At 43.9% G+C, this 23,980-nt stretch carries 21 protein-coding genes and 1 pseudogene; 15 read left to right on the top strand and 7 right to left on the bottom strand.

Going from position 1 to position 23,980, the window contains the following annotated elements; all coding sequences use genetic code 11:
* Positions 1 to 2: 2 nt before the first annotated feature.
* The 4 genes and pseudogenes from IGJ01_RS11095 to IGJ01_RS11080 form a co-directional block, all read left to right on the top strand.
* Positions 3 to 818: pseudogene (locus tag IGJ01_RS11095) on the top strand (carbohydrate ABC transporter permease); the annotation flags it as partial.
* A 40-nt stretch (positions 819 to 858) separates the two neighbouring features.
* Complete coding sequence (locus IGJ01_RS11090) at positions 859 to 3,051, top strand: alpha-galactosidase (RefSeq protein ID WP_430601081.1); 2,193 nt, start codon at positions 859 to 861, stop codon at positions 3,049 to 3,051.
* A 190-nt stretch (positions 3,052 to 3,241) separates the two neighbouring features.
* Positions 3,242 to 3,520 (top strand): (4Fe-4S)-binding protein, encoded by a 279-nt coding sequence (locus tag IGJ01_RS11085; protein ID WP_008378829.1) that lies wholly within the window; start codon positions 3,242 to 3,244, stop codon positions 3,518 to 3,520.
* A complete protein-coding gene (locus tag IGJ01_RS11080; protein WP_005234932.1) occupies positions 3,508 to 3,780 on the top strand; it encodes a GNAT family N-acetyltransferase in 273 nt (90 codons plus the stop codon). Before IGJ01_RS11085 ends, IGJ01_RS11080 begins: the two co-directional genes overlap by 13 nt.
* Positions 3,781 to 3,849: 69 nt before the next feature.
* Here the strand turns inward: IGJ01_RS11080 and IGJ01_RS11075 are convergent, their stop codons facing one another.
* The 5 genes from IGJ01_RS11075 to IGJ01_RS11055 form a co-directional block, all read right to left on the bottom strand.
* On the bottom strand, positions 3,850 to 5,604 hold the full coding sequence (locus IGJ01_RS11075; protein WP_061054371.1) for an ABC transporter ATP-binding protein: 1,755 nt from the start codon (positions 5,602 to 5,604) through the stop codon (positions 3,850 to 3,852).
* The gene (locus IGJ01_RS11070) at positions 5,601 to 7,331 is read right to left on the bottom strand and encodes an ABC transporter ATP-binding protein (RefSeq protein ID WP_086373144.1); all 1,731 of its coding nucleotides are present in this window, start codon (positions 7,329 to 7,331) and stop codon (positions 5,601 to 5,603) included. The genes IGJ01_RS11075 and IGJ01_RS11070 overlap by 4 nt, the downstream gene beginning before the upstream one ends.
* 52 nt (positions 7,332 to 7,383) lie before the next feature.
* On the bottom strand, positions 7,384 to 7,926 hold the full coding sequence (locus IGJ01_RS11065) for a GNAT family N-acetyltransferase (protein WP_034878476.1): 543 nt from the start codon (positions 7,924 to 7,926) through the stop codon (positions 7,384 to 7,386).
* Positions 7,927 to 8,075: 149 nt separating this feature from the next.
* The gene (locus IGJ01_RS11060; RefSeq protein ID WP_218193189.1) at positions 8,076 to 8,435 is read right to left on the bottom strand and encodes a hypothetical protein; all 360 of its coding nucleotides are present in this window, start codon (positions 8,433 to 8,435) and stop codon (positions 8,076 to 8,078) included.
* Between the two features lie 73 nt (positions 8,436 to 8,508).
* On the bottom strand, positions 8,509 to 9,441 hold the full coding sequence (locus tag IGJ01_RS11055; RefSeq protein WP_430601080.1) for a helix-turn-helix transcriptional regulator: 933 nt from the start codon (positions 9,439 to 9,441) through the stop codon (positions 8,509 to 8,511).
* A gap of 77 nt (positions 9,442 to 9,518) precedes the next feature.
* Here IGJ01_RS11055 and IGJ01_RS11050 point away from each other — a divergent pair, with 77 nt between their 5' ends.
* The 8 genes from IGJ01_RS11050 (at position 9,519) to IGJ01_RS11015 (ending at position 17,792) form a co-directional block, all read left to right on the top strand.
* Positions 9,519 to 9,983, top strand: coding sequence for a VOC family protein (locus IGJ01_RS11050; RefSeq protein WP_430601079.1), 465 nt, complete (start codon positions 9,519 to 9,521; stop codon positions 9,981 to 9,983).
* 193 nt (positions 9,984 to 10,176) lie between these two features.
* Positions 10,177 to 11,331: an LCP family protein gene (locus IGJ01_RS11045; RefSeq protein ID WP_034868433.1), complete on the top strand. Its 1,155-nt coding sequence runs from the start codon at positions 10,177 to 10,179 to the stop codon at positions 11,329 to 11,331.
* Between the two features lie 175 nt (positions 11,332 to 11,506).
* On the top strand, positions 11,507 to 12,424 hold the full coding sequence (locus IGJ01_RS11040) for a cation diffusion facilitator family transporter (protein WP_430601078.1): 918 nt from the start codon (positions 11,507 to 11,509) through the stop codon (positions 12,422 to 12,424).
* A gap of 768 nt (positions 12,425 to 13,192) precedes the next feature.
* Positions 13,193 to 15,859, top strand: coding sequence for a cation-translocating P-type ATPase (locus tag IGJ01_RS11035; RefSeq protein WP_244732100.1), 2,667 nt, complete (start codon positions 13,193 to 13,195; stop codon positions 15,857 to 15,859).
* A gap of 211 nt (positions 15,860 to 16,070) precedes the next feature.
* Entirely contained in the window at positions 16,071 to 16,478 is a 408-nt protein-coding gene (locus IGJ01_RS11030; protein WP_121261821.1) for a MarR family winged helix-turn-helix transcriptional regulator, read from the top strand.
* Between the two features lie 14 nt (positions 16,479 to 16,492).
* Entirely contained in the window at positions 16,493 to 17,128 is a 636-nt protein-coding gene (locus tag IGJ01_RS11025) for a nitroreductase family protein (RefSeq protein ID WP_240457327.1), read from the top strand.
* A 14-nt stretch (positions 17,129 to 17,142) separates the two neighbouring features.
* Positions 17,143 to 17,430: a putative quinol monooxygenase gene (locus IGJ01_RS11020; protein ID WP_016608137.1), complete on the top strand. Its 288-nt coding sequence runs from the start codon at positions 17,143 to 17,145 to the stop codon at positions 17,428 to 17,430.
* 2 nt (positions 17,431 to 17,432) lie between these two features.
* Positions 17,433 to 17,792: a DUF1304 domain-containing protein gene (locus tag IGJ01_RS11015; protein WP_244732097.1), complete on the top strand. Its 360-nt coding sequence runs from the start codon at positions 17,433 to 17,435 to the stop codon at positions 17,790 to 17,792.
* Positions 17,793 to 17,924: 132 nt separating this feature from the next.
* Here the strand turns inward: IGJ01_RS11015 and IGJ01_RS11010 are convergent, their stop codons facing one another.
* Positions 17,925 to 18,527, bottom strand: a complete 603-nt coding sequence (locus IGJ01_RS11010; protein WP_121261817.1) for an ECF transporter S component — start codon at positions 18,525 to 18,527, stop codon at positions 17,925 to 17,927.
* A 110-nt stretch (positions 18,528 to 18,637) separates the two neighbouring features.
* Here IGJ01_RS11010 and IGJ01_RS11005 point away from each other — a divergent pair, with 110 nt between their 5' ends.
* The 3 genes from IGJ01_RS11005 (at position 18,638) to IGJ01_RS10995 (ending at position 23,016) form a co-directional block, all read left to right on the top strand.
* Positions 18,638 to 19,258 (top strand): TetR/AcrR family transcriptional regulator, encoded by a 621-nt coding sequence (locus tag IGJ01_RS11005; protein ID WP_430601077.1) that lies wholly within the window; start codon positions 18,638 to 18,640, stop codon positions 19,256 to 19,258.
* Positions 19,259 to 19,626: 368 nt separating this feature from the next.
* Complete coding sequence (locus IGJ01_RS11000) at positions 19,627 to 21,117, top strand: NlpC/P60 family protein (RefSeq protein WP_430601076.1); 1,491 nt, start codon at positions 19,627 to 19,629, stop codon at positions 21,115 to 21,117.
* Positions 21,118 to 21,150: 33 nt separating this feature from the next.
* The gene (locus tag IGJ01_RS10995) at positions 21,151 to 23,016 is read left to right on the top strand and encodes a glucosaminidase domain-containing protein (protein ID WP_430601075.1); all 1,866 of its coding nucleotides are present in this window, start codon (positions 21,151 to 21,153) and stop codon (positions 23,014 to 23,016) included.
* 62 nt (positions 23,017 to 23,078) lie between these two features.
* Here IGJ01_RS10995 and IGJ01_RS10990 read toward each other — a convergent pair whose 3' ends face one another.
* A complete protein-coding gene (locus IGJ01_RS10990; RefSeq protein WP_142964372.1) occupies positions 23,079 to 23,702 on the bottom strand; it encodes a hypothetical protein in 624 nt (207 codons plus the stop codon).
* Between the last annotated feature and the right edge of the window lie 278 nt (positions 23,703 to 23,980).

Here is a 23,980-nt window from a genome sequence, read left to right as displayed (position 1 = left end):
AAACAATCTCACTTACTTTAAAATACGTCTTTCTGGCGATTTTGGCTTTCATCTCTATTTTTCCATTTGTTTGGATGATTCTAGGGATGACCAATCAAACCTTTGATATCGTTGCTGGAAAAATCATGATTGGCGATCAATTGGTGATCAACTTCCAAAATCTCTTTTCTTCCGACTTGAATTTTACTCGGGCATTAGGCAATTCCGCAGTGATTGCCGTGATTACGACCGTCTTTGCGCTGTTGTTCTCCTCCATGGCAGGGTATGGCTTTGAGATCTATCGGACGAAAACCAAAGACCGCATCTTTAATATTCTCCTGCTGTCGATGATGGTGCCTTTTGCCGCGCTAATGATCCCGCTCTATCGAATGTTCAGCAAACTTAGCGGCACACCGATCGGAATCAATACCTTCGCTGTCGTGATTTTGCCCTCAGTCTGTACCGCCTTTTTGATTTTCTTTTTCCGCCAAAACATCAAGGCATTCCCTAGAGAATTAGTCGAAGCTGCTCGGATCGATGGCTTGAATGAACTGAGTATTTTCTTTAGAGTCTACATGCCTACGGCTAAAAATACCTACGCAGCTGCCGCGATCATTACGTTTATGGGCAGCTGGAACAATTATTTATGGCCATTAGTTGCCCTGCAATCACCAGACAAACGGACCGTTCCACTGGTTCTTTCAGCAATGGGTGCTTCTTATACACCTGATTATGGCATGATGATGTGCGGCATCGTGATCGCCACACTGCCGACGGCCATCATTTTCTTCGTTTTACAAAAACAATTTGTCCAAGGGATGCTGGGATCCGTGAAATAAGCGGTGCATCAGCAAACAAATACAAAGTAGAGGGTACGATATGATTCTTTTTGACAAACAACTAAACGTCTTTCATTTAAGCAACGATCAAATCAGCTATCTCTTACAGATAGAGGAAGGGGGCAATGTGGCGCACCTTTATTTTGGAAAAAAAATCGCCCATTATTCTGGTGGCTATCGCTACCCACGCCTTGATCGGTCCTTTTCACCTAATCCCCCAGACAGTAGCGATCGGCTTTTCTCATTAGACACCTTGATGCTAGAGTTTCCTGGTAATGGCTTCGGGGACTTTCGAGAAGCTGCCTATACGATTCGCCAGTCTGACGGCAGCCGAGTCAGCCATTTTGTCTTTAGTGATTACCAGATTCAACAAGGCAAACCCGCCCTAGCAGGATTGCCTCAGACCCATGGTGCCGACGACGGGATCGAAACACTGATTCTGTCCTTAAAAGATGATGTAGCGGGACTCGAACTACAGCTGTTTTACACGATTTTTGAGGAGGCGGCAGTGATCGTCCGCTCAAGTAAAGTAATCAACCACGGAAACCAGCCTGTTACGATCGAGCAGTTGGCGAGTCAATCCCTGGATTTTCCTAACCGTCCCTTTGATTTGATCCACTTGCCGGGGGCATGGGCGAAAGAACGCCAAGTCACCCGAGAACCAATCAATCGCGGCATCAAGCGTTTGGACAGCAAGCGTGGTTCCAGTAGCCATCAGCAAAATCCCTTTGCCGTCATACTGGAACCTAATGCTACGGAGTTTGCTGGGGAATGTTTTGGTTTTAGTTTGCTGTATAGTGGCAACCATGAAATTATCATCGAAAAAGATCCTTACCATCAGACTCGTGTGATAATGGGGATCAACAGCCATCAATTTGCCTGGCAATTGCCGCCAACTGAAAGCTTTCAAGCCCCAGAAGCCATGATTGCTTATAGTGAGGCTGGCTTGAACCAGCTGTCAGCCACCTATCATGACTTTTATGATGAGCATTTGATTCGGGGCAAATACAAAAAGCAAGAACGGCCGATCCTGATCAATAACTGGGAAGCAACGTACTTTGATTTCAATGAAGAAAAACTGGATGCCCTCGTTGATGAAGCGAAGGAGCTGGGAATCGAACTGTTTGTTTTGGATGACGGCTGGTTTGGTCAGCGAGAAGATGACCAAACCTCATTAGGCGATTGGTTTGAAAACGAAGGCAAGCTAGCTTCTGGCTTGGCAGGATTTGCCCAAAAAGTCCATGACAAAGGGCTGCAATTCGGGCTTTGGCTGGAACCAGAAATGGTTTCGGGTGACAGTGAACTGAACCGACAACACCCCGATTGGCTGTTACAAGTACCAAATCGCAAGCCAGCGCTTAGCCGCAGTCAGTATGTGTTGGACTTTTCTCGACAAGATGTCAGAGACCATCTCTATCAGCAGTTAACCCAACTGTTTGATACGGTTGCCATCGACTATATCAAATGGGACATGAACCGCAGTCTGTCGGATGTCTATTCCTTGCTCCTCGATCCTGCCCAGCAAGGGGAGGTCGCACATCGCTATCTGCTGGGCTTGTACGAGTTCCTCGAGAAACTGACCACTGCCTATCCGACGATCCTGTTTGAAGGCTGTTCTGGCGGCGGCGGGCGCTTTGATGCCGGTTTCTTGTATTATATGCCGCAGATTTGGACCAGCGACAACACCGACGCCATCGCCCGCTTGAAGATCCAGTACGGTACCAGTCTGGTCTATCCGCCATCCACCATGGGTGCGCATGTCTCAGCGATCCCGAACCATCAGACCCAACGGGCAACGGATCTAGCGATTCGCGGCAATGCTGCGATGTCTGGCTTGCTGGGCTATGAGCTTGACTTAACACAGCTGACAGAAGAAGAAAAAGCGCAAATCAAAGAACAAATCACTTTTTATAAAAAACATCGGCGCCTGCTGCAGTTGGGCCGCTTTGTTCGACTGCTCAGCCCTTATGAAGGCAATGACGCCGCCTGGCTGTATGTTTCTCCAGATAAAAAAGAAGCGATCGTCTTTTACTTCCGAGTCTTAGCCGAAGCCTCTGCACCATTGGTTACTTTAAAGCTGGCTGGTCTTGATCCTGACCTCACCTATCAAAGCGGGGGAGAGAGCTTCGGTGGCGATGAATTGATGCAACTAGGGTTGTATATAGATCCTCATTTAGCCGGGGATTACGCCACGCAGCGGTTTCATTTTGTTGCAAAAGTGCCCCACAAATGAAAAAAGCGTCCCGTCAAAACATGCTGCTTTGACGGGACGCTTTATTGTGCTGCCGTAAGCTTTTGGCTAATGATCGGCAACTGAGAGGCTATTTTAGAACAAATGATTTATTTTTTTCTCGAGAAGTCGTATGATGAAGGAGGAGGCAGGCAGTTTGCTTCTGACAATCAGTAAGAGGAGGGTGTTCAACATGGACGAACAGCCACTAGCGAATGAAACAGAAGAAGGGTTGATTGCTGCAGGATATCGGAAGTATCGTGGTGAAGCGATCGATATTTATTACAACAAAGAGATCTGCACCCACAGCGGTAATTGTGTGCGGGGCAATCCCGCCATTTTTGAAGTTGGACGGCGTCCCTGGGTGATTCCTGATAATGGGGAAGCAGCCCAAGCGGCACAAGTGATCCATACCTGTCCAAGCGGTGCATTAAAGTATGTGTTAAAGGAGGAACAATCATGGAAATCTTAGAAGAAAATGCTCGATTTGTGTTAAAAGACGGTGACAAAGAAATTGGTGAAATGACGTGGTCAAAAGCCGGTGAAACGCGTATGATCATTGATCATACCTTTGTCGATCCTGCTTATCGGGGACAAGGACTCGCCGAAAAATTAGTGGCAAAAGGGGTGGAAAAAGCCCGCAAAGAACAAAAGAAAATCATTCCTTTGTGTCCCTTTGCCAAAAAAGAATTTGAACGCAAACCAGAATATGCCGATGTTTGGAACCAATAAATCAACCAAAACAACCCCCGCCACCTCAAGAGTCTCTCTTTGAGGTGGTGGGGGTTGTTGTATGACTGATCAATGTTGGAATTGAGCATGGTACAGGCGATAGTAATAGCCTTGTTCTGCCAGTAATTCTTCATGGGTTCCTTGCTCCACGATTTGACCGGCATCCATTACAAGGATCTTGTCTGCTGCTCGAATCGTTGATAACCGATGGGCGATCACAAAGCTGGTTTTGCCTTCCATCATTTTCAAAAAGGCATCTTGGATTTTTTTCTCAGTCAGAGTATCAACCGAACTGGTTGCTTCATCCAAAATCAGCATGGGTGGGTTACTGATCATCGTGCGGGCAATCGTCAATAGCTGTCGTTGTCCGTCAGAGATCTTGATGCCTTGATGACCGATCGGTGTATCTAGTGTTTCTGGTAAGCGCATCACATATTCATACATATAGGCATGCTTTAGGGCATCATAGATTTCTTCATCTGTGGCAGTGTCATTTCCGTATTGCAAGTTTTCTCGTAAAGAGGCATCAAAGAGCCATGTATCTTGCAAGACCATTCCGAAGCTTTGCCGTAATTCTTCTCGTTTCAACTGACGAATATCGGTGCCATCGATCTTGATCGCGCCTTTATCGACATCATAGAAACGCATCAACAAATTGACCAACGTCGATTTACCGGCACCGGTTTTTCCGACGATCGCGACGGTTTCTCCAGGTTTTGCAGTAAAAGTGAAATCTTCGATCAATTTTTGACCAGGATCATAAGCAAAAGACACCTCCTCAAAGGCAATCTCGCCTTTGATCTCACCCAGTGATTGAGATTCTTGGTCATCGGCTGTTTCTGGTTCTTGATCCAACAGCTCAAAGGTTCTTGAAAGTCCAGCCAATGCCGTTTGGATCTGGGTCGTAATTCCTGACAATTCAATGAATGGTTTCGAAAACTGACTGGAGTAGATCGTAAAGCTGGAAATCATCCCAACCGTGACAGCACCTGAACCAGAAAAGTAAAGCAGACCGCCGACAAAGCCGACTGACAGATACGCCAAATGATCGACGAATCGTGAAAGGGGATTGGTCAAAGAAGAAGAAAACTGTGCCTTTTGCCCCCGGACATTCAATTCTTGGTTGATCGTTTCAAAACGGTTTTGGTTGATGGTTTCTCGATCAAAGGCTTTGACGATTTTTTGATTGCCAATCATTTCCGTAACAAAGCCAGAAATTTCGCCGACGATTTCTTGTTGGCGAGCAAAATGCGATTGTGACGTTCGTGCCACGATCCAGTTGACCAAAAAGATGATCGGGGTCGAAACCAATACGACCAACGTTAAGGGCACACTCATTTGCAGCATGACGACTAAGGCGATCAAGACGACCGAAATACCAGAAAACAGCTGGTTAAAGACTGCAGCGACGGCAATGGAAATATTATCCATGTCATTGGTAAAACGACTGACGATGTTGCCGTGGGAGTTTTGGTCATAATAGCGCAAAGGCAATGTATTGAGATGCGCAAAACCTTTTTTGCGCAAATCGGCGACAGATAAATACGCCACGCGGTTGCCCAGTCGCTGGATCAACCATTGACTGACCACAGTCACTAAAACCACTCCGGCAAACAGAAGCAAAATACGATAGAGAGTGCTAAATTGCACTTGATCAGCACCTATCAGCTGATCGACGGCTTGACCAATCTGATACGTCATATAAACCGAGGAGACGCCAGCAGCGATCCCGAGGACAACTGCTGCCCAAGTTTCCTTCGCATAGGCAGTTAAATAAGGGAGGTAGCGACGAAAGGCCGACCAATCGAATGATTTCTTTTTCATGCTTCTTCCTCCTCTGCCTGTGATGCGACGATTTCTTGGTATTCTTTTGAAGATGCCAACAGCTCTTCATGGGTCCCTTTGCCTACCAAATTCCCTTGGTCTAAGACTAAGATCTGCTGCGCGTCTTGAATGGAGCGAACCCGTTGAGAGATAATGATGACCGTGCCACGAATGCTTTCTTTTAAAGCCATCCGCAAATCAAGATCGGTTTGATAGTCAAGGGCGCTCAGAGAATCATCCAAAATCAAGATATCTGGTTTAGCAATCAACGCTCTGGCGATCGTTAACCGTTGTTTTTGTCCCCCAGAAAAGTTCTTGCCACCTTCAAAAATCGGGGTATCCAGTTGCTGCGGCAAGGCTTCAACGAAGTCACGGCTTTGAGCGATCTCTAAGGCGCGCCAGCATTCTTCATCGGTGGCCTCTTTTTTGCCCCATTGCAAGTTTTCCCGAATCGTCCCCGTAAACAGCACGGCGGTTTGAGGCACCATAGCGATTTTTTGGCGTAATTGCTGTAAAGGCCATTTCCGCACATCGTGACCGTCAACGATCACTTTGCCATCTGCTACATCGTAGAAGCGGGGAATCAATTGGGTCAAGGCAGATTTCCCACTACCGGTTGGTCCAGTGATACCTAAAATAGACCCTGGCGCGACTTGGAAATCAATGTTTTTCAAAGCTAATCCGTATTCTTTTGAAAAGCGGAAATCAACATGTTCAAAGCGAATCGCTCCGACGTTGTTTTTCGGCTGATCCATAAAGACTTCTGAAAGTTCATCGCCGATCGACGGCTCAGTGGTTAAAACTTCGTTGATCCGTGAACCTGATGCTGCCGCACGGGTAAAGATGATCACTAAGTTGGAAACCACGATCAATGCTAAGAGCATTTGATTCATGTAATTGACCAGTGCCAGCACTTGTCCTTGCTGCAAATTGCCTATATTGACTTTGAATCCACCGATATAAAACAACGCGATAATGCCGACATTCATGATCAAGGTGGTGGCAGGCGTCAATAAAGCAGACAGGTTTGTCACCCGTAAATAGACATCACTTAAATCATCAGTTGCCTTATCAAAGCGTTTCGTTTCCGTTTTTGTGCGGGCAAAGGCACGAATCACCCGAATCCCGCTTAAATTTTGACTAACTAGCTCATTCAACTCATCTAAATGGACTTGAACTTTCTTATACAATGGCACGGTTTTGGCGATGATCCAGAATAAGACGATACAAAAGAGCGGTAAAACGAGTAGGAAAATCAAGCCAGCTTGCCAATCAATGACAAAGGCCATAATCACAGAACCGATGCTTAAGAAGGGCGCCCGGACAACCAGCCGAATCAGCATCGCCAAAGCAATCTGCATCTGATTGATGTCGTTGGTCATTCGAGTAATCAACGTATCAGTACCGAATAAGTTCAGTTCGCTATGGGAAAGGGTGTTGATTTTTTTCATCAAGCGATTGCGTAATTCTGTCCCGAATCCTTGAGAAGCGACGGAAGCATAATACTGACAGATGACTGCACAGATCATCCCCACCACGGACATCACGATCATCCAGATCGTCATTTCAACGACCTTAGACCAATTGTTTTGCCGTAGCCCCTCATCGACTAAAGCGGCCATCTGCAAAGGCAGGACCAATTCAAACACCGCTTCTAAAAATTTGAAAAACGGACCAAGAATAATCTGTTTGCGATAATCCTTGGCGTAGCGTAACAAGCTTATCATAAAAAACCTCCTAAATTATTGCGGATGAGCGGACTTGTTCATCCTCATGAGCTTATGAGTGAACTTCAGCAAGATGTTCACTGACTAAACAGGCAAAAACCAAACTATCGGTCCATTCCCCCTTGTTCCACCAGTCTTGGATAAAATGTGCTTCTTGGCGCAATCCAATCCGTTGGCAAAGCTTGGCTGAGGCCTGATTGCGGGCATCTAGCGTCGCTTGGACCCGATGGATCTTCTGACTGGCAAACAACCAGTCCAACAACTCTTTCAAGGCTTCTTGAGCAAACCCTTGTCCGCCAAATGACGGATGGAAGGCATAGCCGATTTCAACGGAAGACGGCTGACCAGTAGACCACACCGACAAATCGCCGATGACCGTTTGATCGTGTAGTACCGCCAAAGAAAGACCTGCTTGGTCCGTCAAGGTGTGCTGTTGACATTTTTTGGCAAAAGACGCCGCTGCCGTTTCTGTCTGCCAAGGCTCATGAAGTAAGAAACGGCAAACTTCCGCTTGCTGATAAATAGCAAAGGTATCGGCAAAATCACTTTCTTGAAACGGACGGATCGTTAACCGTTCACTTTCCATACATACCATAGACAGCCTCCATTTCTTTAGGGACATCTTACCATAGAACGAAATAGCCGAAAACATTATCAGAAAAATACAACAACTTTCTTGTAAAAGAGTGTAAATTTCATGAAAATTCTTTCTTTTACAATTAGAACTTGCCAGTTGCTGCCTACTTACCACGCCTGCCAGCGGGCAAGAAAGGTTTTTTGCCAATCGCCCAAGGGCAAAATCACTCGCTGCATTTGAAAACGGTAGGTTTCCCCTTTATAAGTAAAGCGAATCGGGACGAGCATCCCTACAACAGGATCTTTGTGCTGTTTTTTTAGCTCAGCAAGCGGCAAGATTTTGTGCTGCAGGACTTTTGTCGAGAAAAGATTCAATGCCAAAATCGTCAATTGCTGATCATCTAAGACGAGCAGGGTACGGCTGGTGATGGCATTGAAGGACTGCCATTTTGCATAGCCGATCACAGCTCCTTCCGTCAAATAGGGGGCTGCCAACGCTTGGAAGGTTTTTTTATTTAAAAGAAACATGGGTAGAAAACTCCTTATAAGTAAGAATCGTTTTAGGCAGAGTGTCAACCATCATCGAACAGCGTGAAGACGCTTAGTCAGTTGTAAATGGCTGCAGCATCCGCCGAACTTTTTCAGTATACGCCTGTTTGAGGGCTAACGGTTCGATTTCTTTGATGGTTGGCCCAAATTGCAAGAGAAAGTCAGCTAGAAAATCAAGCTCATTTTCGCTGATATAGCCATCCAAACAAAGCTCACTAGAGCGTTCGGTCACTCTCATGTCAGGATATCGTTCTTGCATAACTCGTTCTTTCACTTGCGGTATCAAGCGGATCTGATAGGCCAATGTTTGAGTTATTACTCGCTGTTGCGTCTGTTTTCTGGCTAACTGATCTAAGGGATAGCCCTTTGTTGTCGTTACAACAAGTCCCTGCATTGCATCACAGCGATAGCGGCGAAAGGCCTGCTTTTGACAATCAAAGGCCAAACAATACCAGTAACCGGCACGAAAATCCAGCTGATAGGGTTGTACGGTCTTGTTCGTTTTTTGATAACGCTGATAGGTAAATTGGATGACCTGTTCTTGTACGATCGCTGAAAAAAGCGCTGAGAGGATCGGTGCACTCGTCAATTGAGGCACCCCTTGAAATGAAACCGCCGTCTCCATTTTTTCTAACCAGTCGGTATCTCCTTGATAAAAAGACTGCAAAAGTTTTCGCCGCAGCCCTTGATAGCTCCGATCAAAAGGAGAATCGGATAATTTTTGTAAGAGCTGTAAAGCAAAGAAAAGGGTATAACGTTCATTTTTGTCAAAGTACAAGGGGGTCAGTTGATTTTTTAAGATCTGATAGCCGCCATAACGACCGGTTTCTACCACGAGAGGCAAGCCCAGCTCTTCCAACGATTGGACATCGCGGACGGCTGTGCGTTTTGAAATCGCAAAGGTTTCCATCAAATCAGCTAGATGAAAAGTGGTTTTTCCTTGTAAATACAATAGCTCCTGAGTTAAACGTTCTGATTTTTTCATTTCTTTCTCCAATGGTGCCAAGTTTTGGCAATATTCACAGTTACACTTATGGTAACAAGAAAAGGAGGAACCAACAAATGATCGAACCAAAAATCGCTTTATTTTTGACCTTAGACGGCAAAGCCCAAGAAGCCATCCACTTTTATCAGGAAACATTAGACGCGACCCTCTTATTCGCCATCACCAACCAAGAATATCAAAAAAAACTTGATCCAACGCTGGAGATTCTTGCAGGTCAAGAACAGTATCTTTCTCATTCCATCCTACAAATCGGAGATTTCCAGTTGCAGCTGGCTGACAATCCATTGATCGAAGGGGAGCCCATTCAAGCAGGGAATCACTTATCCTTGAGTTTGACGATAGACGACACCAAAACAGCTCAAAAGCTTTATCAACGACTAGTGGAAATGGGCAGTCAGGTGATCCAGGCACCTAGTGAAAATCCGTTTGCGTTTTTTTATGCAAGTGTTCGCGATCCATTTGGTGTAATTATTCAGCTTACTGTCGAAAAAGAAGTTGATCCATCAAAAAAGGGTGAATGAAAAAAATCGTTTTTTAATAAAATATCCATAGAAGTTGACTAATTATCCAGCTTTCTTTCATCATCAGAATTATTTTTAAGGAATGTTTAAAGGACTTCACAGAAAAAGAATAAAACTTCTTAAAAAAATAGGCGGATCGCAAAAATTCTGGTACAATCGGGGAGAGCAATTCAGGAGAAATGAAGGAGGCACTATGGATAGAAAGACGAGATATAAACAGCAAAGAGCCCACAAAGCGCGCAACAAACGCGTGATTATTGGAGGAATCTTTCTTTTCGCCATTGCAGGCATCGTTTTATTTGCCGGCTATACGTATTATGCAGCAAAAAATTCAGTGGATAAAATGTTTAAAGAATCCGCTGTGATAACCTCTAACAAAGAAAAAGAGGATGGATCACTCAAAACATCCGATGTAAGTTCTAAGTTCGGTGTTTTATTGATGGGTGTCGATAATGATGAGGAACGTGAACAAACAGATCATTTAGACAGTGCACGTACTGATAGTTTGATCTACATGGTTTATGATGGCGAAAATAAAAAAATCGATATGGTCAGCATCCCGCGGGATATTTGGACGAATATCTATGATGGAACTGGAACAGGTACAATCTATACCACAGCAAAAATCAATAGTGCTTATACAGTCGGAGAAGAAGATGCCACGATCGAAACCGTTCAAAATTATTTGCAATTGCCAATCGATTACTATGTAAATGTGAATTTCATAAGTTTTAAAAAAATTATTGATGCAATTGGTGGTGTAACTGTAAATGTCCCTTACGACATAAATCAAGATTATGCCGCAGATAACTCTGGGGAAACATTGATTCCGGAAGGTCGTCAGTTGTTGAATGGTGAGCAAGCTTTGATTTTTGCGCGTATTCGAAAAATGGATACCGATGTTGATCGGGGAAATCGTCAGCAAGAAGTCATTGAAGCAGCAATTCATCAGGCTTTAAAAATTAATAACGTGACGAAATATCAAGAAATTTTAGATTCTGTAAGTAATGACGTAAATACAAACTTTAAATTTGAAGATTTAGTTTCCCTTGCTGGAAATATGATTTCAGGATTTGAAATCAATAGTCATACCTTTGAATGGTATGATGGGGAGTCTTACGATGGTCAGTCCATTGTGTACATCCAAGACTACTCTTACAATGAAATCCGAAACGACATGCTTAAGGCATTAGGCAAGCAGACAGAAGAACAGAGTACCCAAAATCAAAACACAGATGCTCAGACAGGATACGACGACGGGTCTCAAGGAACAGGTTATGGCAGCGAGTACGGTACTGACAACGGAACGGGCTATGGCACGGAGTATGGATCAGATTCAAATTATTAATGAAGTATAATTATCTGAAGCAAGCCAGGAGAAATCCTGGTTTTTTTGCGTTCAAGAGGGGAGCAAATGGTAAATCTTTGTCACAAGCCACTTTCGTTTTCATCTAAGAAGTGCAGTGCTATGCTTTAGATAAGAAGCAGCCTACTGCAGCGAGGCCGACACCGAAGGAGGAACCATGATGGAAAAACAGCAAGAACAAAAAGCCCGAAGAATCGTCTTGTTGACCCATGTCTTAGGGTTGCTCATGAAAGCCATTGGGTACTTCCTTAGCGGCAGTGCAGTTTTAATGAACGAAAGTATTCATAGTATGATCGATTGCATCAATCAAGGGCTTCTAGCCATCGGTGAAAACCGAGCACAGCGAGGACGCAGTGAATTGTATCAGTTCGGTGAAGGACGAGCGACCTATTTTTTTAGTACTGTGGTCGCAATGACGGTCTTTTTAGGAGGCGGCATTTTAGCTGTTGTCGAAGCCAGCCGCGATTTGTTGGACCCCACCCACGAAGTGGAGCAGATCCAGCTGGTGGCAGCAATCTTATTTGTCAGTTTGTTTATTGAAGTGACTGCAGTTCAAGAAGGCTGTCAAGAAGTCAAAGAACAAAATAAACAAAAACAACCCCTCGTCCGATTTTTGAAAGAAAGCCGGGATTCTGATTTACTATTAGGCTTTACGGAAAATTTGTTTGCCTTAGGAAGTGTGACGATCGCTATCGTAGGAATCTCATTGACTGCTTTGACAGGCAATCCGGTATTTGATTCCCTCGGGGGCATTTTAGGTGGATTGTTGTTGATTGCTGCTGCTGTCTTTTTAGCCAAAGAATTTTATAGCCTTTTGATTGGCGAAGGGGCATCCGCATCGGATTTACTGGCGATCAAACAAATTTTAGCCGACCCTGCAATCATTCAAATCAAAGATTTACGAACCCTTCATCTCAGTCCAGAGGAACTTCTGATCGTTGCCGACCTTACCTTGAAGCTAGCGCCGGATGAAGAACCAAGCACGTTTATTGATACCATTGAGCAGCAAATAAAGCAGGCCTTGCCTGAACTGCGGGTCTATTGCTATATCGAGAGTGAGGAAATTACCTCTTAAAGTCGAATATACGAAGCGTTCATCGGCTGGTGATTCATCATTCAACCGAAGAATGTTTTTTTTGGGGTAGTGGTGAGTTCGTGTTGATTGAACACAAAGGATCAATGGCTTGTTCTAAATTATAAGCTTTTCTGACGACCAAGAATTAGATTGTAAGCGGAAAAATCCAGCGATTTATCTATTTTTTTAGCAGTAAACAGTTTTTTTGTTCAAAAGTTTGTGTTTTTTTGTTAAAATAAAGTGAGGACAGCAAGCGTTCTCTTTTTAAAGTTATTTTTTTGCCCGAGTTGTAACATTGTAAATCACAACAAATTTATGGTGCAGGTTATCGATAAAAGACAGAGACTCATGCCTGTTTGCCATAGTCCCATTGTCTTTGAATCTCTGGCAATTTTTAGGTGATTCATTCTGTTACGACTGTTTTTTTACTTTGCTTGTGAAGCAAAATCCTTTGCGAACATCTTCATCCATGATAGGTTAGAAGTAGGCCGAATGGTTTTTTCACAAAGTACGTACATAGAAAGATCATTTGCGACTACTAAAAAAGCTACTTCACTGCTCGCAAAATGATCGGCGCTCAACACGCATACCTTTTCCCTCAGCCAGTCAACCTGCGCTTGCTTTTCTTATTGGCTATATTCCCTTCATTCAGCGATCGCCTGAACCAATTCAAATCAAAAATGACTGTGCAAGGTATCTGTAACGATGTATCCCTTCAGAAACGTGGAAACCCTCGGCAAGAAGTTTACAATTAAAAGGAGGAATTTGATGGAAAAATTTTACCAGCAAAAGACTGAAGAGACCTTGAAACATTTTGAAAGTGACCGCAAGCAAGGCCTAAGCGGGAAAGAAGCCGACAAACGCTTAGAAAAATACGGAGAAAACACGATCCAGCAACAAGAATCCCTTTCTGTATGGGAATTGCTGTGGCATAACTTGAACAACTTGATTGTTTATCTCTTGCTAGCAGCTGCGTTACTCTCTTTTGCGATGGGGGAAACGGTTGAAGGAATTGCAGTTTTGATTGCCGTGGTGATCGCTGTGATGACAGGATTCATTACAGAGCTACGAGCGCAAAAATCAATTGATTCACTTCAAAGCATGATTTACACTACCGCAAAAGTGATTCGTGATGGAGAAGTAATGGAAATTGAGTCGGCAAAGATCGTTCCAGGCGATATTCTCGTTTTGGAAGAAGGGGATGCTATTGCGGCAGATGCTCGCTTACTTGAAACGAGCAACTTTGCCTGCATCGAATCAGCGCTGACCGGTGAGTCAGAAGCTGTTGAAAAAGATGCACGAGAAACTTATGAAGAAGATGTTCCATTAGGCGATCGTCGCAATGTCGTTTTCGCAGGAACTGCGGCAACTCGGGGAAATGCCTATGCAGTAGTGACAGAAACCGGCATGAAGACCGAGGTTGGAAAAATCAGTGACATGCTGACGGGTGACAAAAAACGTCAAACACCGTTAGATATCGAATTGGACAAGCTTGGAAAAGCAATCATTATTGCAGCGCTCTTTGCTGCGGTGGCAGTTTTGGTCGCAGGTATTTTGACGAATCAGCCATTTGTCGAAATGATCCATATTTCGATTATTTTAGCGGTCGCAGCCATTCCTGAAGCAATGCCAGCCGTTTCGACAATCACATTGTCTCGAGGCATGCGAACGATGGCTGAGCACAAAGCTCTTGTTAAATCGTTATCTGCCGTTGAGACGCTTGGCGCCACCAGTATCATTGCCAGTGACAAAACGGGGACGCTGACAGAAAACCAAATGACGGTCGCCGAGATCATTTTAGGTTCAGGAGAAATGTTCAAAGTGTCCGGAAATGGTTACGAACCGAATGGAAAATTCTACAAGGCAGACTCGGAGGATGAAACCGAGATCGATGCAACCAATCATGATGCGCTGCAAGGGATGATCGAAAACGGTGCTTTATGTACCACCGCCACTTTACGTGAAAACGAGGGACAATACGAGATCCTCGGTGATCCAACGGATGGCGCGTTCGTCGTTTTAGGTCAAAAAATCGGCATCGATCGGCAAAAAGAGCAGGATAACGGTCTGAAGAAAATTGCAGAAATGCCTTTTGATTCCGACAACAAATACATGGTGACCGTGTATGAGGGGGATCAGCGGACATTGATCATCAAAGGAGCACCAGATGTCTTGATTGATTTAGCTGATGCTGATGCCACAGAAAAGGAACAGCTTCATGAATACAATGACACGTTAGCCAGTCATGGGCAGCGGGTGATCGCTGTCGGTTGCATCAAGGATTATCAAGGTGGAACGGATGAAGCAGAGCTGAAAGCAGCACTGCAGCAAATCAAGATCCAAGGCTTTGCGGGTATCGTCGATCCACCGCGAACAGATGTCAAAGAAGCAGTGAAGGTTGCCCAAGAAGCGGGGATCCGAGTGAAAATGATCACGGGGGACCATCCGAAGACCGCCTCCATGATTGCCAAAGAAATTGGCTTAAAAGACCATGAAAAAACCATGACAGGTCGAGAGATCGATGAATTGGCAGGACAGGAAGGCTTTAACGAAAAAATTGAAGAAGTCGCCGTCTTTGCTCGAGTCTCACCGAAAAATAAATTACAGCTTGTGGAAGCCTTGCGTGAAGAAGGCGATATCGTTTCAATGACTGGCGATGGTGTTAACGATGCGCCGGCACTCAACGGCGCTGACATCGGGATCGCCATGGGGATTCGTGGCACAGAAGTAGCCAAAGAATCTTCCGATATGATTTTAACGGATGACCGTTTTGGAACGATCGTCGATGCCATCAAAGAAGGACGCATCATTTTTGACAACATCAAAAAATATGTTTCTTTCTTGTTCTCATGTAATATGGTTGAGATCGTGACGATCTTTTTAAGTGTCATTTTCTTGATGCCAATGCCAATTCAACCGCTGCATATCCTTTTCTTGAATCTAGTTATCGATATTGCGCCAGCCATGGCGTTAGCCTTTGAACCAGCAGAAGACGACATCATGAAACGTCAGCCACGTTCGAAAGCTGATGGCCTCGTCAACAAGCGCTTCTTAGGACGTATCATTTTAAGTGGTGTTGTAATTGGTTTGGTGGCGTTTGGCTTTTTCAACTTCCTGATGTTGACGGATCACGAGTTGCTTTATGCACAAACAGCGACCTTTACCTTTATGGCAGTGGCGCAATTGATGCATATTTTCAACGTTCGTAAGAGCAGTGGGTTTGGTTTAGATAAAACCCTCTTGAAAAACAAACCACTGATGGGGGCATTGCTCCTTTCCGTCGGCTTGCAGCTTTCAGCGGTCTATGTACCGTTTATGAATGAGCTATTAGACACGATGCCAATTCAAGCCGGCACGTGGGGGATCATTTTCGCTGCTGCAGCGATCTCCACATTGACCGTCATGGGCTTGAAGAAACTCTTCCAATTAAAATAAAATAAATTTTCCAGTATTGACTCAATACTGGAGTAACGAAGACCCGCAGCCTAATGGTGCAACTTCATCAAAGGATTTCTGATTCGATCCTTGATGAAGTTCGCCTAACTGCGGGTCTTTTTTTTGCTTACTCTTTACAAGCAAAAGAAAATGATTTATACTTGACTAGTCAACAGTTGACTAGTCAATGATGGAAGGAGCGGTTGATGCAATGAATTTACGTGAGCTAAGCGGATTGCTGTATCGGATGAAAATCGTGAACCAAGAATTAACGGCGATCTTTGAAAAAGAGACCGGCTTTAGTCTGACCCGTTATCAGTTGCTGCAGTTTTTGAATGAGCGAGGACGCTGTACCCAAAATCAAGTACAGAATGAATTGAAGATCGATAGTGCAGCGGTCACGCGGCATTTGAAGATTCTCGAAGAAAAACAATTTGTGACACGGGAACGAAACAAAGACAATAACCGCGAGATTTTTGTTTCTTTGACACCGAAAGCACAAGCCGATTTGGCTAGTTGTGCTTCAAAGCATGCCAGCTCTGAGGAGTCGTTAGGCATCAATTTGACCGAAGAAGAAGAAGCACAGCTTCTAACATTACTTATGAAATTAGTTCCATGAAAGAAGGTAAACCCATGATAGAATACAGCAACAACAATTTTTCAGAGATTACTTTTGGCCGAAAATCGGTCCGTGTCTATGATGAAACCTACAAAATCCCCCATGAAGAAATGTTGACCATGATCCAAGAGTCAACGACAGCACCTTCCTCAGTCAATATGCAGCCTTGGCGTTTTGTCGTTGTGGAAAGCGATGAGCAAAAAGCAAAATTGAAACCATTGATTCGTTTCAACGTCCGACAAAATGATACATCTTCTGCAATGGTCTTGATTTTTGGCGATATGCTTTGTCATGAACTAGGAGAAGAAATTTATAACAAAGCAGTAGCAGAAGGCAAAATGCCAGCGGAAGTACGTGACCAACAATTAGCAGCGATCATTCCTCATTATGAAAATCTTACAAAAGAACAAATGAATGATGTGGTGAAGATCGACGCTAGTTTAGCAGCGATGCAATTTATGTTAGTTGCGCGGGCGCATGGCTATGAAACCAACCCAATCGGCGGCTTTGAAGCAGATCAATTAGCAGAAGCTTTTGGCTTAGACAAAGAACGTTATGTTCCTGTCATGATCCTTTCAGTCGGAAAAGCCAAAGAATTAGGCTATGAATCCGTTCGGTTAGACGCAGAACAAATTACGACATTTCTATAAGAGGAGGGAAAACGATGGAAATCATTAATGCAACGTTTTACATCAAAGAAGAAAAGCGGGCAGATTTTTTAGCCGCTGTTACGCCATTATTAGCATCGGCGAGAGCTGAGGAAGGCTGCCACGGCTATCATCTCTATGAATCATTGGAAGAGAACAATCGGTTTGTCATGGTCGAAAAATGGGCGAATCAAGAAGCGATCACCGCTCACAATCAAAACCCGCTGCTGCAACAATTATTCCAACAAATGCCTGACTTTGCAGCCAAACCGAGCGAGATCGTTGTCGCTCATCAAGGAGAATAAAGATGACGATTTTATCGACGATTTTGATTGTACTGGTTGCCTTAGAGTTTTTCTATATTCTCTATTTAGAAACATTTGCCACTACGTCCAAAGCAACGGCGCGGGTCTTCAACGTGACGAAAGCAGAACTTGAACGACCGATCGTTGTGACCTTGTTCAAAAACCAAGGGGTTTACAATGGACTCATTGGTTTGGGGTTACTGTATTGTATTACCTTTGCTTCAGCACCATTGGAAATCAGTCGCTTGTTGCTGATCTACATTATCTTAGTAGCTGCATATGGCAGTGTGACTAGCGACAAGAAAATTATTTTGACCCAAGGCGGTCTAGCGATCCTTGCCTTGCTGTCCACCTTTTTTTAACCAATAAAAGAAGAAGCCCCCTAATCTAAGAAAGCCTTTCTATACAATAGAAGCTTTCTTAAATCGGGGGCTTTTAATGTTTGGGCAAAGAGTACTCAGAACGTGAAAAAAATGATAGGATAAGAGAAGGGACTAACGATTTTCTGGACGTAAACTGGTTGCCGCAAATAAGGCTTTTACTAGAATGGGTGTTAAGATCGCAGCTGTGATCACCTCAGAGATTCCATTCGTTATAGCAATCCCACCGAGGGTCACGAATAAAGCCGAAGCATCGACACCATAGGTATTGGCAACTAAGCCAGTATATAAGGTTCCCATTAGGGTTAAGACCAAAACTGTATTGGTGATGGTCCCAAAGATTGCTGCAACAATCGAAGCAGCGACAACTTTTTTGGTCTTTTTGTAAATGATCGTAAACAAGAGACCAGCCACTAAGCCAACCAACACACGGGGAACCACCGAGATGATTGGGTTGGTGAAAACGGCAATGTCCAAGGGCGTTGTCGGAGAAGTAAACGCACGGATCATGGTAAAAACACCCCAGACTAAGCCGATGAACATCCCGTCTTTTGTCTCTAAAACGATGGCAGCGACGATCACCGTGATATGGATGATCGTTAAACTAGTGATACCGATCGGAATAAATCCAAGGAAAGGTACCATCGTCTGTAAAATAATAATAGCAGTCAAAATGGCACGAATGACAAGGCGATAGGTTTTGCTTTTTGTATTCATTGTAAAAACTCCTTTTCTTATAATGACACTCGTGTCATTTTTAAGTTAGGTTGATTATACAACAAAATGACACAAGTGTCATTAATAATGTGATGAAAGGAGCCAAAAAAATGGCGAAGAAGCAGCAGAGCGAATTGACTACAGCGGAAAAGAAAAAACAACAAAAGCGTGATTTGATTCTTGAAAGTGCCAAAGTCGTCTTTAGTAAGAAAGGCTTGATTGATGCGACAATGAAGGACATTATCGAAGAGTGCGGCATTAGTCGCGGCGGCATTTATTTGTACTTTCGTTCGGTGGATGAGATTTTTTTGGCAGTGTTAGAGCAGCGTTCCAAACGAAAATTTGATGATGTACGAGAGATGATCATGGAGCAAGTACCCTTTGAAACGATTTTAAACAAATATTTTTCCGACCATCGCAAGCGTCTACTCCACAGCATTTCTGACGGTATGCTGCGCGCCGTCTATGAGTATTACTATACGCATAAAACCGAAGTCTCCAGTTCACTGCAGCAAGCTCAACTCGCTGAGACGAAACGGACGATCCATGAGATTTTTCAAGTGGGCGTTCAGCAAGGTGTATTAAAAGATGAAAACTTGGCAGTGATTGCAGAAAACTATATGTTCGTGATTGAAGGATTAGGGATTTTGGCTCTGACCGGTCACATCACAGAACAGACCATTGATGACCAAATCGCCGTAATGAGACAACTACTCCCTTATCGTGAATAACACAGACAAAAAAACCTCGCTCTTTTCTAGAAAACACTAGGAAGGAGCTTTTTTCGTCTATTTATAACTTTGTGAATCAAGCATATTTTGCAGAAAATTAATGTAATAAAAGTGAAATCTACAACATTATTTATTTTTTCTTAAGAAAAAGGACTTTTTCTATGAAGTTTTCTTGAACAGTTGATACATAGGGATTCACTCGGCGTGTCGGTGGGATAGGAGTGGGGAACATGTAATAAAAAAACAGAGCTTATTTATGTAACTAAAATGTAAATCGCTTACGGATTGGGTTTGTTGCTGAACTATGGTAAAATGAAAATGGTCAAATAAATGAAAAAAAAGTTTTAAAATTGAATTTGGAGGATCATATGAAGAAGAAAATCTTTGCAACAGTGTGTATGTGCGGCATTGTATTGTCATCATTCGGCGGACCTGTGACCGTTTTTGCTACGAATCATGATCAATTGATCGAACAAAAAAATAACGAAATTGATCAGTTGAGGCAGCAACGTCAAAGCGTACAAGGGGAAATTGACGGATTGTCTGCAGAAATTGATTCGTTAAATCAAGAAGCAGCAATCATTTTAACGCAGCAAAGTGATTTGTTGCAAGCGATCGAAGGATTGGATCAGGAAATCAGTCAGTTAGAAGAGCGCATTGCCAAACGCTCGGAAAACATTGAAAAGCAAGCCAGAGAAACACAAGTTAATGGAAAAGGCGACCATTTTCTAACAGCGGTACTAGAGGCGGACTCTGTCAGTGATCTAGTCGGTCGTTTGCATGCGATGACGACGATCATTCGAGCGAATAATGAAGTGATCGAACAGCAAAAAGCCGACCAACAAGCTGTTGAACAAAAGCGTGCGGAATCACAAGAAAAAGTGGCAGAATTGCAAGCAGCACAGAGCCATCTGGAAGCACAAAAAGGTGTTTTGGAAGCAAGCCAAGCAGAATTAAATGTCTTAGTTAGTAATTTAGCCTACGAAGAAGCAACGAAAGAAGAAGAAAAAGAACAGCTGCGTGCGGAAAAAGAAGCCTATGAAGCGGAGCAAGCGAGAATTCGTGAAGAAGCTGCCCGAGTAGCTGCTTTACAAGCCCAAGCGGAACAAGCGGCGCAACAGCAGGCAGAACAAGCTGCAGCGGAAGAAGCAGCCTTGAATGAAGCAGCTGTTCAAGTAGAGAGCACAGAACCTGACGCAGAAACAGAGAGCCCAGCGCCAGTGGAAGAGCCAGAAGCACCAGCAGAAACGCAACCAGAGGAAACGCAAGAATCTGAACCGGTTGAAACACCAGAGGTTCCAGAGGAAACACCAGTAGATACACCAGAAATTCAAGAGCCAGAAACACCAGTGACACCTGCAGCACCGGAGACGCCAGCGGACAGTGCACCTGCAGTTCCTGCACCAACGCCAGCACCGACGCCAGTTACACCAACACCGGCGCCAACGCCTGCTCCGTCACCTGCACCGATCGTGACGCCGCCAGCACCTTCTGCACCAGCATCAACAAATGGTGCTGCAATCGTGGCAGAAGCCTATAAGCATATCGGAAAACCCTATGTGTGGGGTGCCAAAGGACCGGACAGCTTTGACTGTTCTGGGTTTACTCGCTATGTCTTTTTACAAGTAACAGGGAGAGATATTGGTGGATGGACGGTGCCACAAGAAACAGCCGGTACAGTGATTTCCGTTAGCCAAGCACAACCAGGAGATCTTTTATTCTGGGGTTCATCAGGTAGCACCTATCATGTAGCCATTGCTTTAGGTGGCGGACAATACATTCATGCACCACGCCCAGGACAAAATGTTTCTGTTGGCAGCACCGCTCATTTTACACCTAGCTTTGCAGTAAGAATGTAAGAAGTAGCTAGCTGTAGTTTTAAGGAGAGACAAATGGAAGAAAGAAAACAACTTCGTTATCGTGCGAAGAAACAAAAAAGAGGGCTTCTTTACCGTAAAAGTGCGGCGGCAACCGCTGCACTTGTTAGTACGGTGAATATTTTGCCGATGAATGTTTTAGCAGATACACTCGAGTCAGCAGAAGCCCAAAATGGTGTTCAAGTAGTTGAAACAGCAGAGTCAACCCAAGACACATCGACGCATGATTCAGTGAGCATTGTAGAAGATCAAGAAGTGAACGAGGGATCACTAGCAACTCAAGCTAGTGCCGATCCATCAGAAGCTGAAAGTGCGGATGGAGTAGACATCCAAGAGGTACCCGAAAATGCACCAGCAGATGATGCTTCTGAACAGAATGAAGCAGAAACCGATAGTGATATTCCTGTTCTGTCAGAAGAAGAGCGGATCGCCATTGAAACGAAGGTCATGCCCAACTACAACAATCCAATGGCACGTTCCAACAATCAGCAAGCATTTATTCAGCAAGTAGGACCAATGGCACAAGAAGTTGCCGGGGCAAATGACCTCTACGCTTCGGTCATGATTGCCCAAGCGATCTTAGAATCGGGTTGGGGGCAATCCACGCTGACCACTCTTGCAAATAATATGTTTGGTATCAAGGGATCTTACAATGGACAATTTGTAGAGATGCAAACCATGGAAGATGACGGGAATGGCAATCTCTATCCGATTATTGCTAGGTTTCGTAAATACCCCTCATTAAAAGAATCTTTTCAAGACAATGCGCACGTTTTGAGAACTACCTCATTTTCGCCGGGTGTTTTCTTCTACCATGGGGCATGGAAGTCTAATACAAATTCTTATCGTGACGCGACTCAATGGCTGCAAGGACGTTATGCCACCGATACTTCTTATGCAAGTAAGCTAAACAACTTGATTGAAACGCACAATTTGACCCAGTACGATACATCAAGTGGTGGCGGTTCAAATGATAACAACAATAACAATTCTGAGCAGGCTATCAATAAGCAATTCAGAACAAATGCAGCACTCAATATCCGTTCGGATGCTTCCACTAGCGCCTCGATCGTTGGTTCATTGGCTGCCAATGCAACATTTGAAGCAGTAGCGCAAAAAACTGGTACCAGTGTGAACGGCAATACGACGTGGTATCGAATTCAAGGACGTGGCTGGGTAAGTGCTGCTCACGTGACGGAGATCTCATCGAATACGGGTGGGAATGATAACAACAATAATAATGGTAACAACAACAATAACAACAATAACAACAATGCCGAACAAAGCATCAACAAAGAGTTCCGCACAACTGCTGCCTTGAACATCCGTTCAGATGCATCGACTAGCGCTTCTGTTGTTGGCTCCTTGGCAAGTAATGCGACATTTCGAGCAGTCGCTCAAAAGACGGGAACGAGTGTCAACGGAAACAATGTGTGGTATCGAATTCAAGGACGCGGCTGGGTGAGTGCTACGTACGTGACAGAAGTGAACGCTGGAAGTAATAGCTCTGAGCAAAGCATCAACAAAGAGTTTCGTACAACCGCAACATTAAATATTCGCTCTGATGCGTCTACCAGTGCCAGAATTGTTGGTTCTTTGTTAAACAACTCTTCTTTTCGCGCGGTTGCGCAAAAGACCGGAACCAGTGTGAATGGCAACAACGTCTGGTATCGAATTGAAGGGCGTGGCTGGGTAAGTGCAGCGTATGTTCAAGAAACGAACACTTCCTCATCAAACAGCACCACCTATACCGTACGTTCGGGAGACACTCTATGGGGCATTTCGCAACGCTACAGTGTGACTGTGAATCAGTTGATGCAGTGGAATAATCTTTCTGGCTCATTGATTCTTGTAGGACAGCGTCTTGTAGTCCGTAGATAAAATGAAAAAACATCTGGAACCATTTTTGCGGCTATTTGCCAAAATGGTTCCAGATGTTTTGTTTATTCTTCTTTGAAGCTGTTCATGATCGCTGTTAGCTCGTCTTTTGAAGAGTCGTATAAGCTTTCTAACGTCCAACCATACAACTGAACATAATTATTGTCGGTTTCAAGTACATAATAAATATAGTGGATATTTAGCCCTTCAACTGTCGCTGGGAAATCAACGAAATAGGCCTTCGTGTCAGGAATTGGTAAAAAGGTGGCGGTCGTATCGAAGCTTGTTGCCAAATTTTCTTGAACCAATCCGAGATAAGTTTCTAAATCGGCAAAATCTTGTTTTGATTCAACGACTGCAGCTAAGTATTTCGTTTCTAACGCATCTGACAACATGAAATCATTGTCAGGGTTCAATGAAGTGAAATCGGGTACCTCTTTCCAATTACTAGGCAAATCGATGGTATAGTTTGTTCCACTCACGCCTGTGATGGTTTGTTCCGAACTCGGTAAAGACGCTTCGCTGGAAGAGCCCGTCGATTCTTGCGCGACTTCTGTTGACGAAGTCATAGATAAGCTTGTAGCGCTTGCATTTTCCGTGCTTTCTGAAGCTGGTTTCTCCTCTTTTGGCGTACAGCCAGCAAAAAGAAGTGTGAACCCCAATAAACTAAAAACAACACTTTTTCTCATTATTCTCACGTTCCCCTTTGTTTTCTATTTTCAAATAACCAACATTATTTAGTTAATCGTATAATAGGAAAGGAAATAACGCAATAAAATATTCTCAGTTACTGCATGAAAAGAAAAAAATAAAGGATTGTTAAATAATAAATTTAAAAAAATGAAGCCGAAATAACTGACTGTTACCGCTTATTTTCACTTTTTTCTTAGATTGATGCAAAAGTTGATTATAAATACGGGGCGACTTTTGCTATGCTTTAGAAAAGAAAGGAAGCATTAAAAGAATA

The organism is Enterococcus sp. AZ089 (assembly GCF_050547225.1).
In the GTDB taxonomy this organism is placed as follows: Bacteria; Bacillota; Bacilli; order Lactobacillales; family Enterococcaceae; genus Enterococcus_D; species Enterococcus_D entomosocium.
This window is presented reverse-complemented; position numbering and strand designations above follow the sequence as displayed.

What these genes read in the sequence shown, in the direction of transcription:
- IGJ01_RS11080 (WP_005234932.1), top strand. Translation starts at nt 3,508, where the DNA reads ATGGAAATCTTAGAAGAAAATGCTCGATTTGTGTTAAAAGACGGTGAC.
- IGJ01_RS11045 (WP_034868433.1), top strand. Translation starts at nt 10,177, where the DNA reads ATGGATAGAAAGACGAGATATAAACAGCAAAGAGCCCACAAAGCGCGC.
- IGJ01_RS11015 (WP_244732097.1), top strand. Translation starts at nt 17,433, where the DNA reads ATGACGATTTTATCGACGATTTTGATTGTACTGGTTGCCTTAGAGTTT.
- IGJ01_RS11090 (WP_430601081.1), top strand. Translation starts at nt 859, where the DNA reads ATGATTCTTTTTGACAAACAACTAAACGTCTTTCATTTAAGCAACGAT.
- IGJ01_RS11055 (WP_430601080.1), bottom strand. Translation starts at nt 9,441, where the DNA reads ATGAAAAAATCAGAACGTTTAACTCAGGAGCTATTGTATTTACAAGGA.
- IGJ01_RS11030 (WP_121261821.1), top strand. Translation starts at nt 16,071, where the DNA reads ATGAATTTACGTGAGCTAAGCGGATTGCTGTATCGGATGAAAATCGTG.
- IGJ01_RS11040 (WP_430601078.1), top strand. Translation starts at nt 11,507, where the DNA reads ATGATGGAAAAACAGCAAGAACAAAAAGCCCGAAGAATCGTCTTGTTG.
- IGJ01_RS11035 (WP_244732100.1), top strand. Translation starts at nt 13,193, where the DNA reads ATGGAAAAATTTTACCAGCAAAAGACTGAAGAGACCTTGAAACATTTT.
- IGJ01_RS11020 (WP_016608137.1), top strand. Translation starts at nt 17,143, where the DNA reads ATGGAAATCATTAATGCAACGTTTTACATCAAAGAAGAAAAGCGGGCA.
- IGJ01_RS11025 (WP_240457327.1), top strand. Translation starts at nt 16,493, where the DNA reads ATGATAGAATACAGCAACAACAATTTTTCAGAGATTACTTTTGGCCGA.
- IGJ01_RS11060 (WP_218193189.1), bottom strand. Translation starts at nt 8,435, where the DNA reads ATGTTTCTTTTAAATAAAAAAACCTTCCAAGCGTTGGCAGCCCCCTAT.
- IGJ01_RS11005 (WP_430601077.1), top strand. Translation starts at nt 18,638, where the DNA reads ATGGCGAAGAAGCAGCAGAGCGAATTGACTACAGCGGAAAAGAAAAAA.
- IGJ01_RS11000 (WP_430601076.1), top strand. Translation starts at nt 19,627, where the DNA reads ATGAAGAAGAAAATCTTTGCAACAGTGTGTATGTGCGGCATTGTATTG.
- IGJ01_RS11050 (WP_430601079.1), top strand. Translation starts at nt 9,519, where the DNA reads ATGATCGAACCAAAAATCGCTTTATTTTTGACCTTAGACGGCAAAGCC.
- IGJ01_RS11085 (WP_008378829.1), top strand. Translation starts at nt 3,242, where the DNA reads ATGGACGAACAGCCACTAGCGAATGAAACAGAAGAAGGGTTGATTGCT.
- IGJ01_RS10995 (WP_430601075.1), top strand. Translation starts at nt 21,151, where the DNA reads ATGGAAGAAAGAAAACAACTTCGTTATCGTGCGAAGAAACAAAAAAGA.
- IGJ01_RS11010 (WP_121261817.1), bottom strand. Translation starts at nt 18,527, where the DNA reads ATGAATACAAAAAGCAAAACCTATCGCCTTGTCATTCGTGCCATTTTG.
- IGJ01_RS11065 (WP_034878476.1), bottom strand. Translation starts at nt 7,926, where the DNA reads ATGGTATGTATGGAAAGTGAACGGTTAACGATCCGTCCGTTTCAAGAA.
- IGJ01_RS10990 (WP_142964372.1), bottom strand. Translation starts at nt 23,702, where the DNA reads ATGAGAAAAAGTGTTGTTTTTAGTTTATTGGGGTTCACACTTCTTTTT.
- IGJ01_RS11075 (WP_061054371.1), bottom strand. Translation starts at nt 5,604, where the DNA reads ATGAAAAAGAAATCATTCGATTGGTCGGCCTTTCGTCGCTACCTCCCT.
- IGJ01_RS11070 (WP_086373144.1), bottom strand. Translation starts at nt 7,331, where the DNA reads ATGATAAGCTTGTTACGCTACGCCAAGGATTATCGCAAACAGATTATT.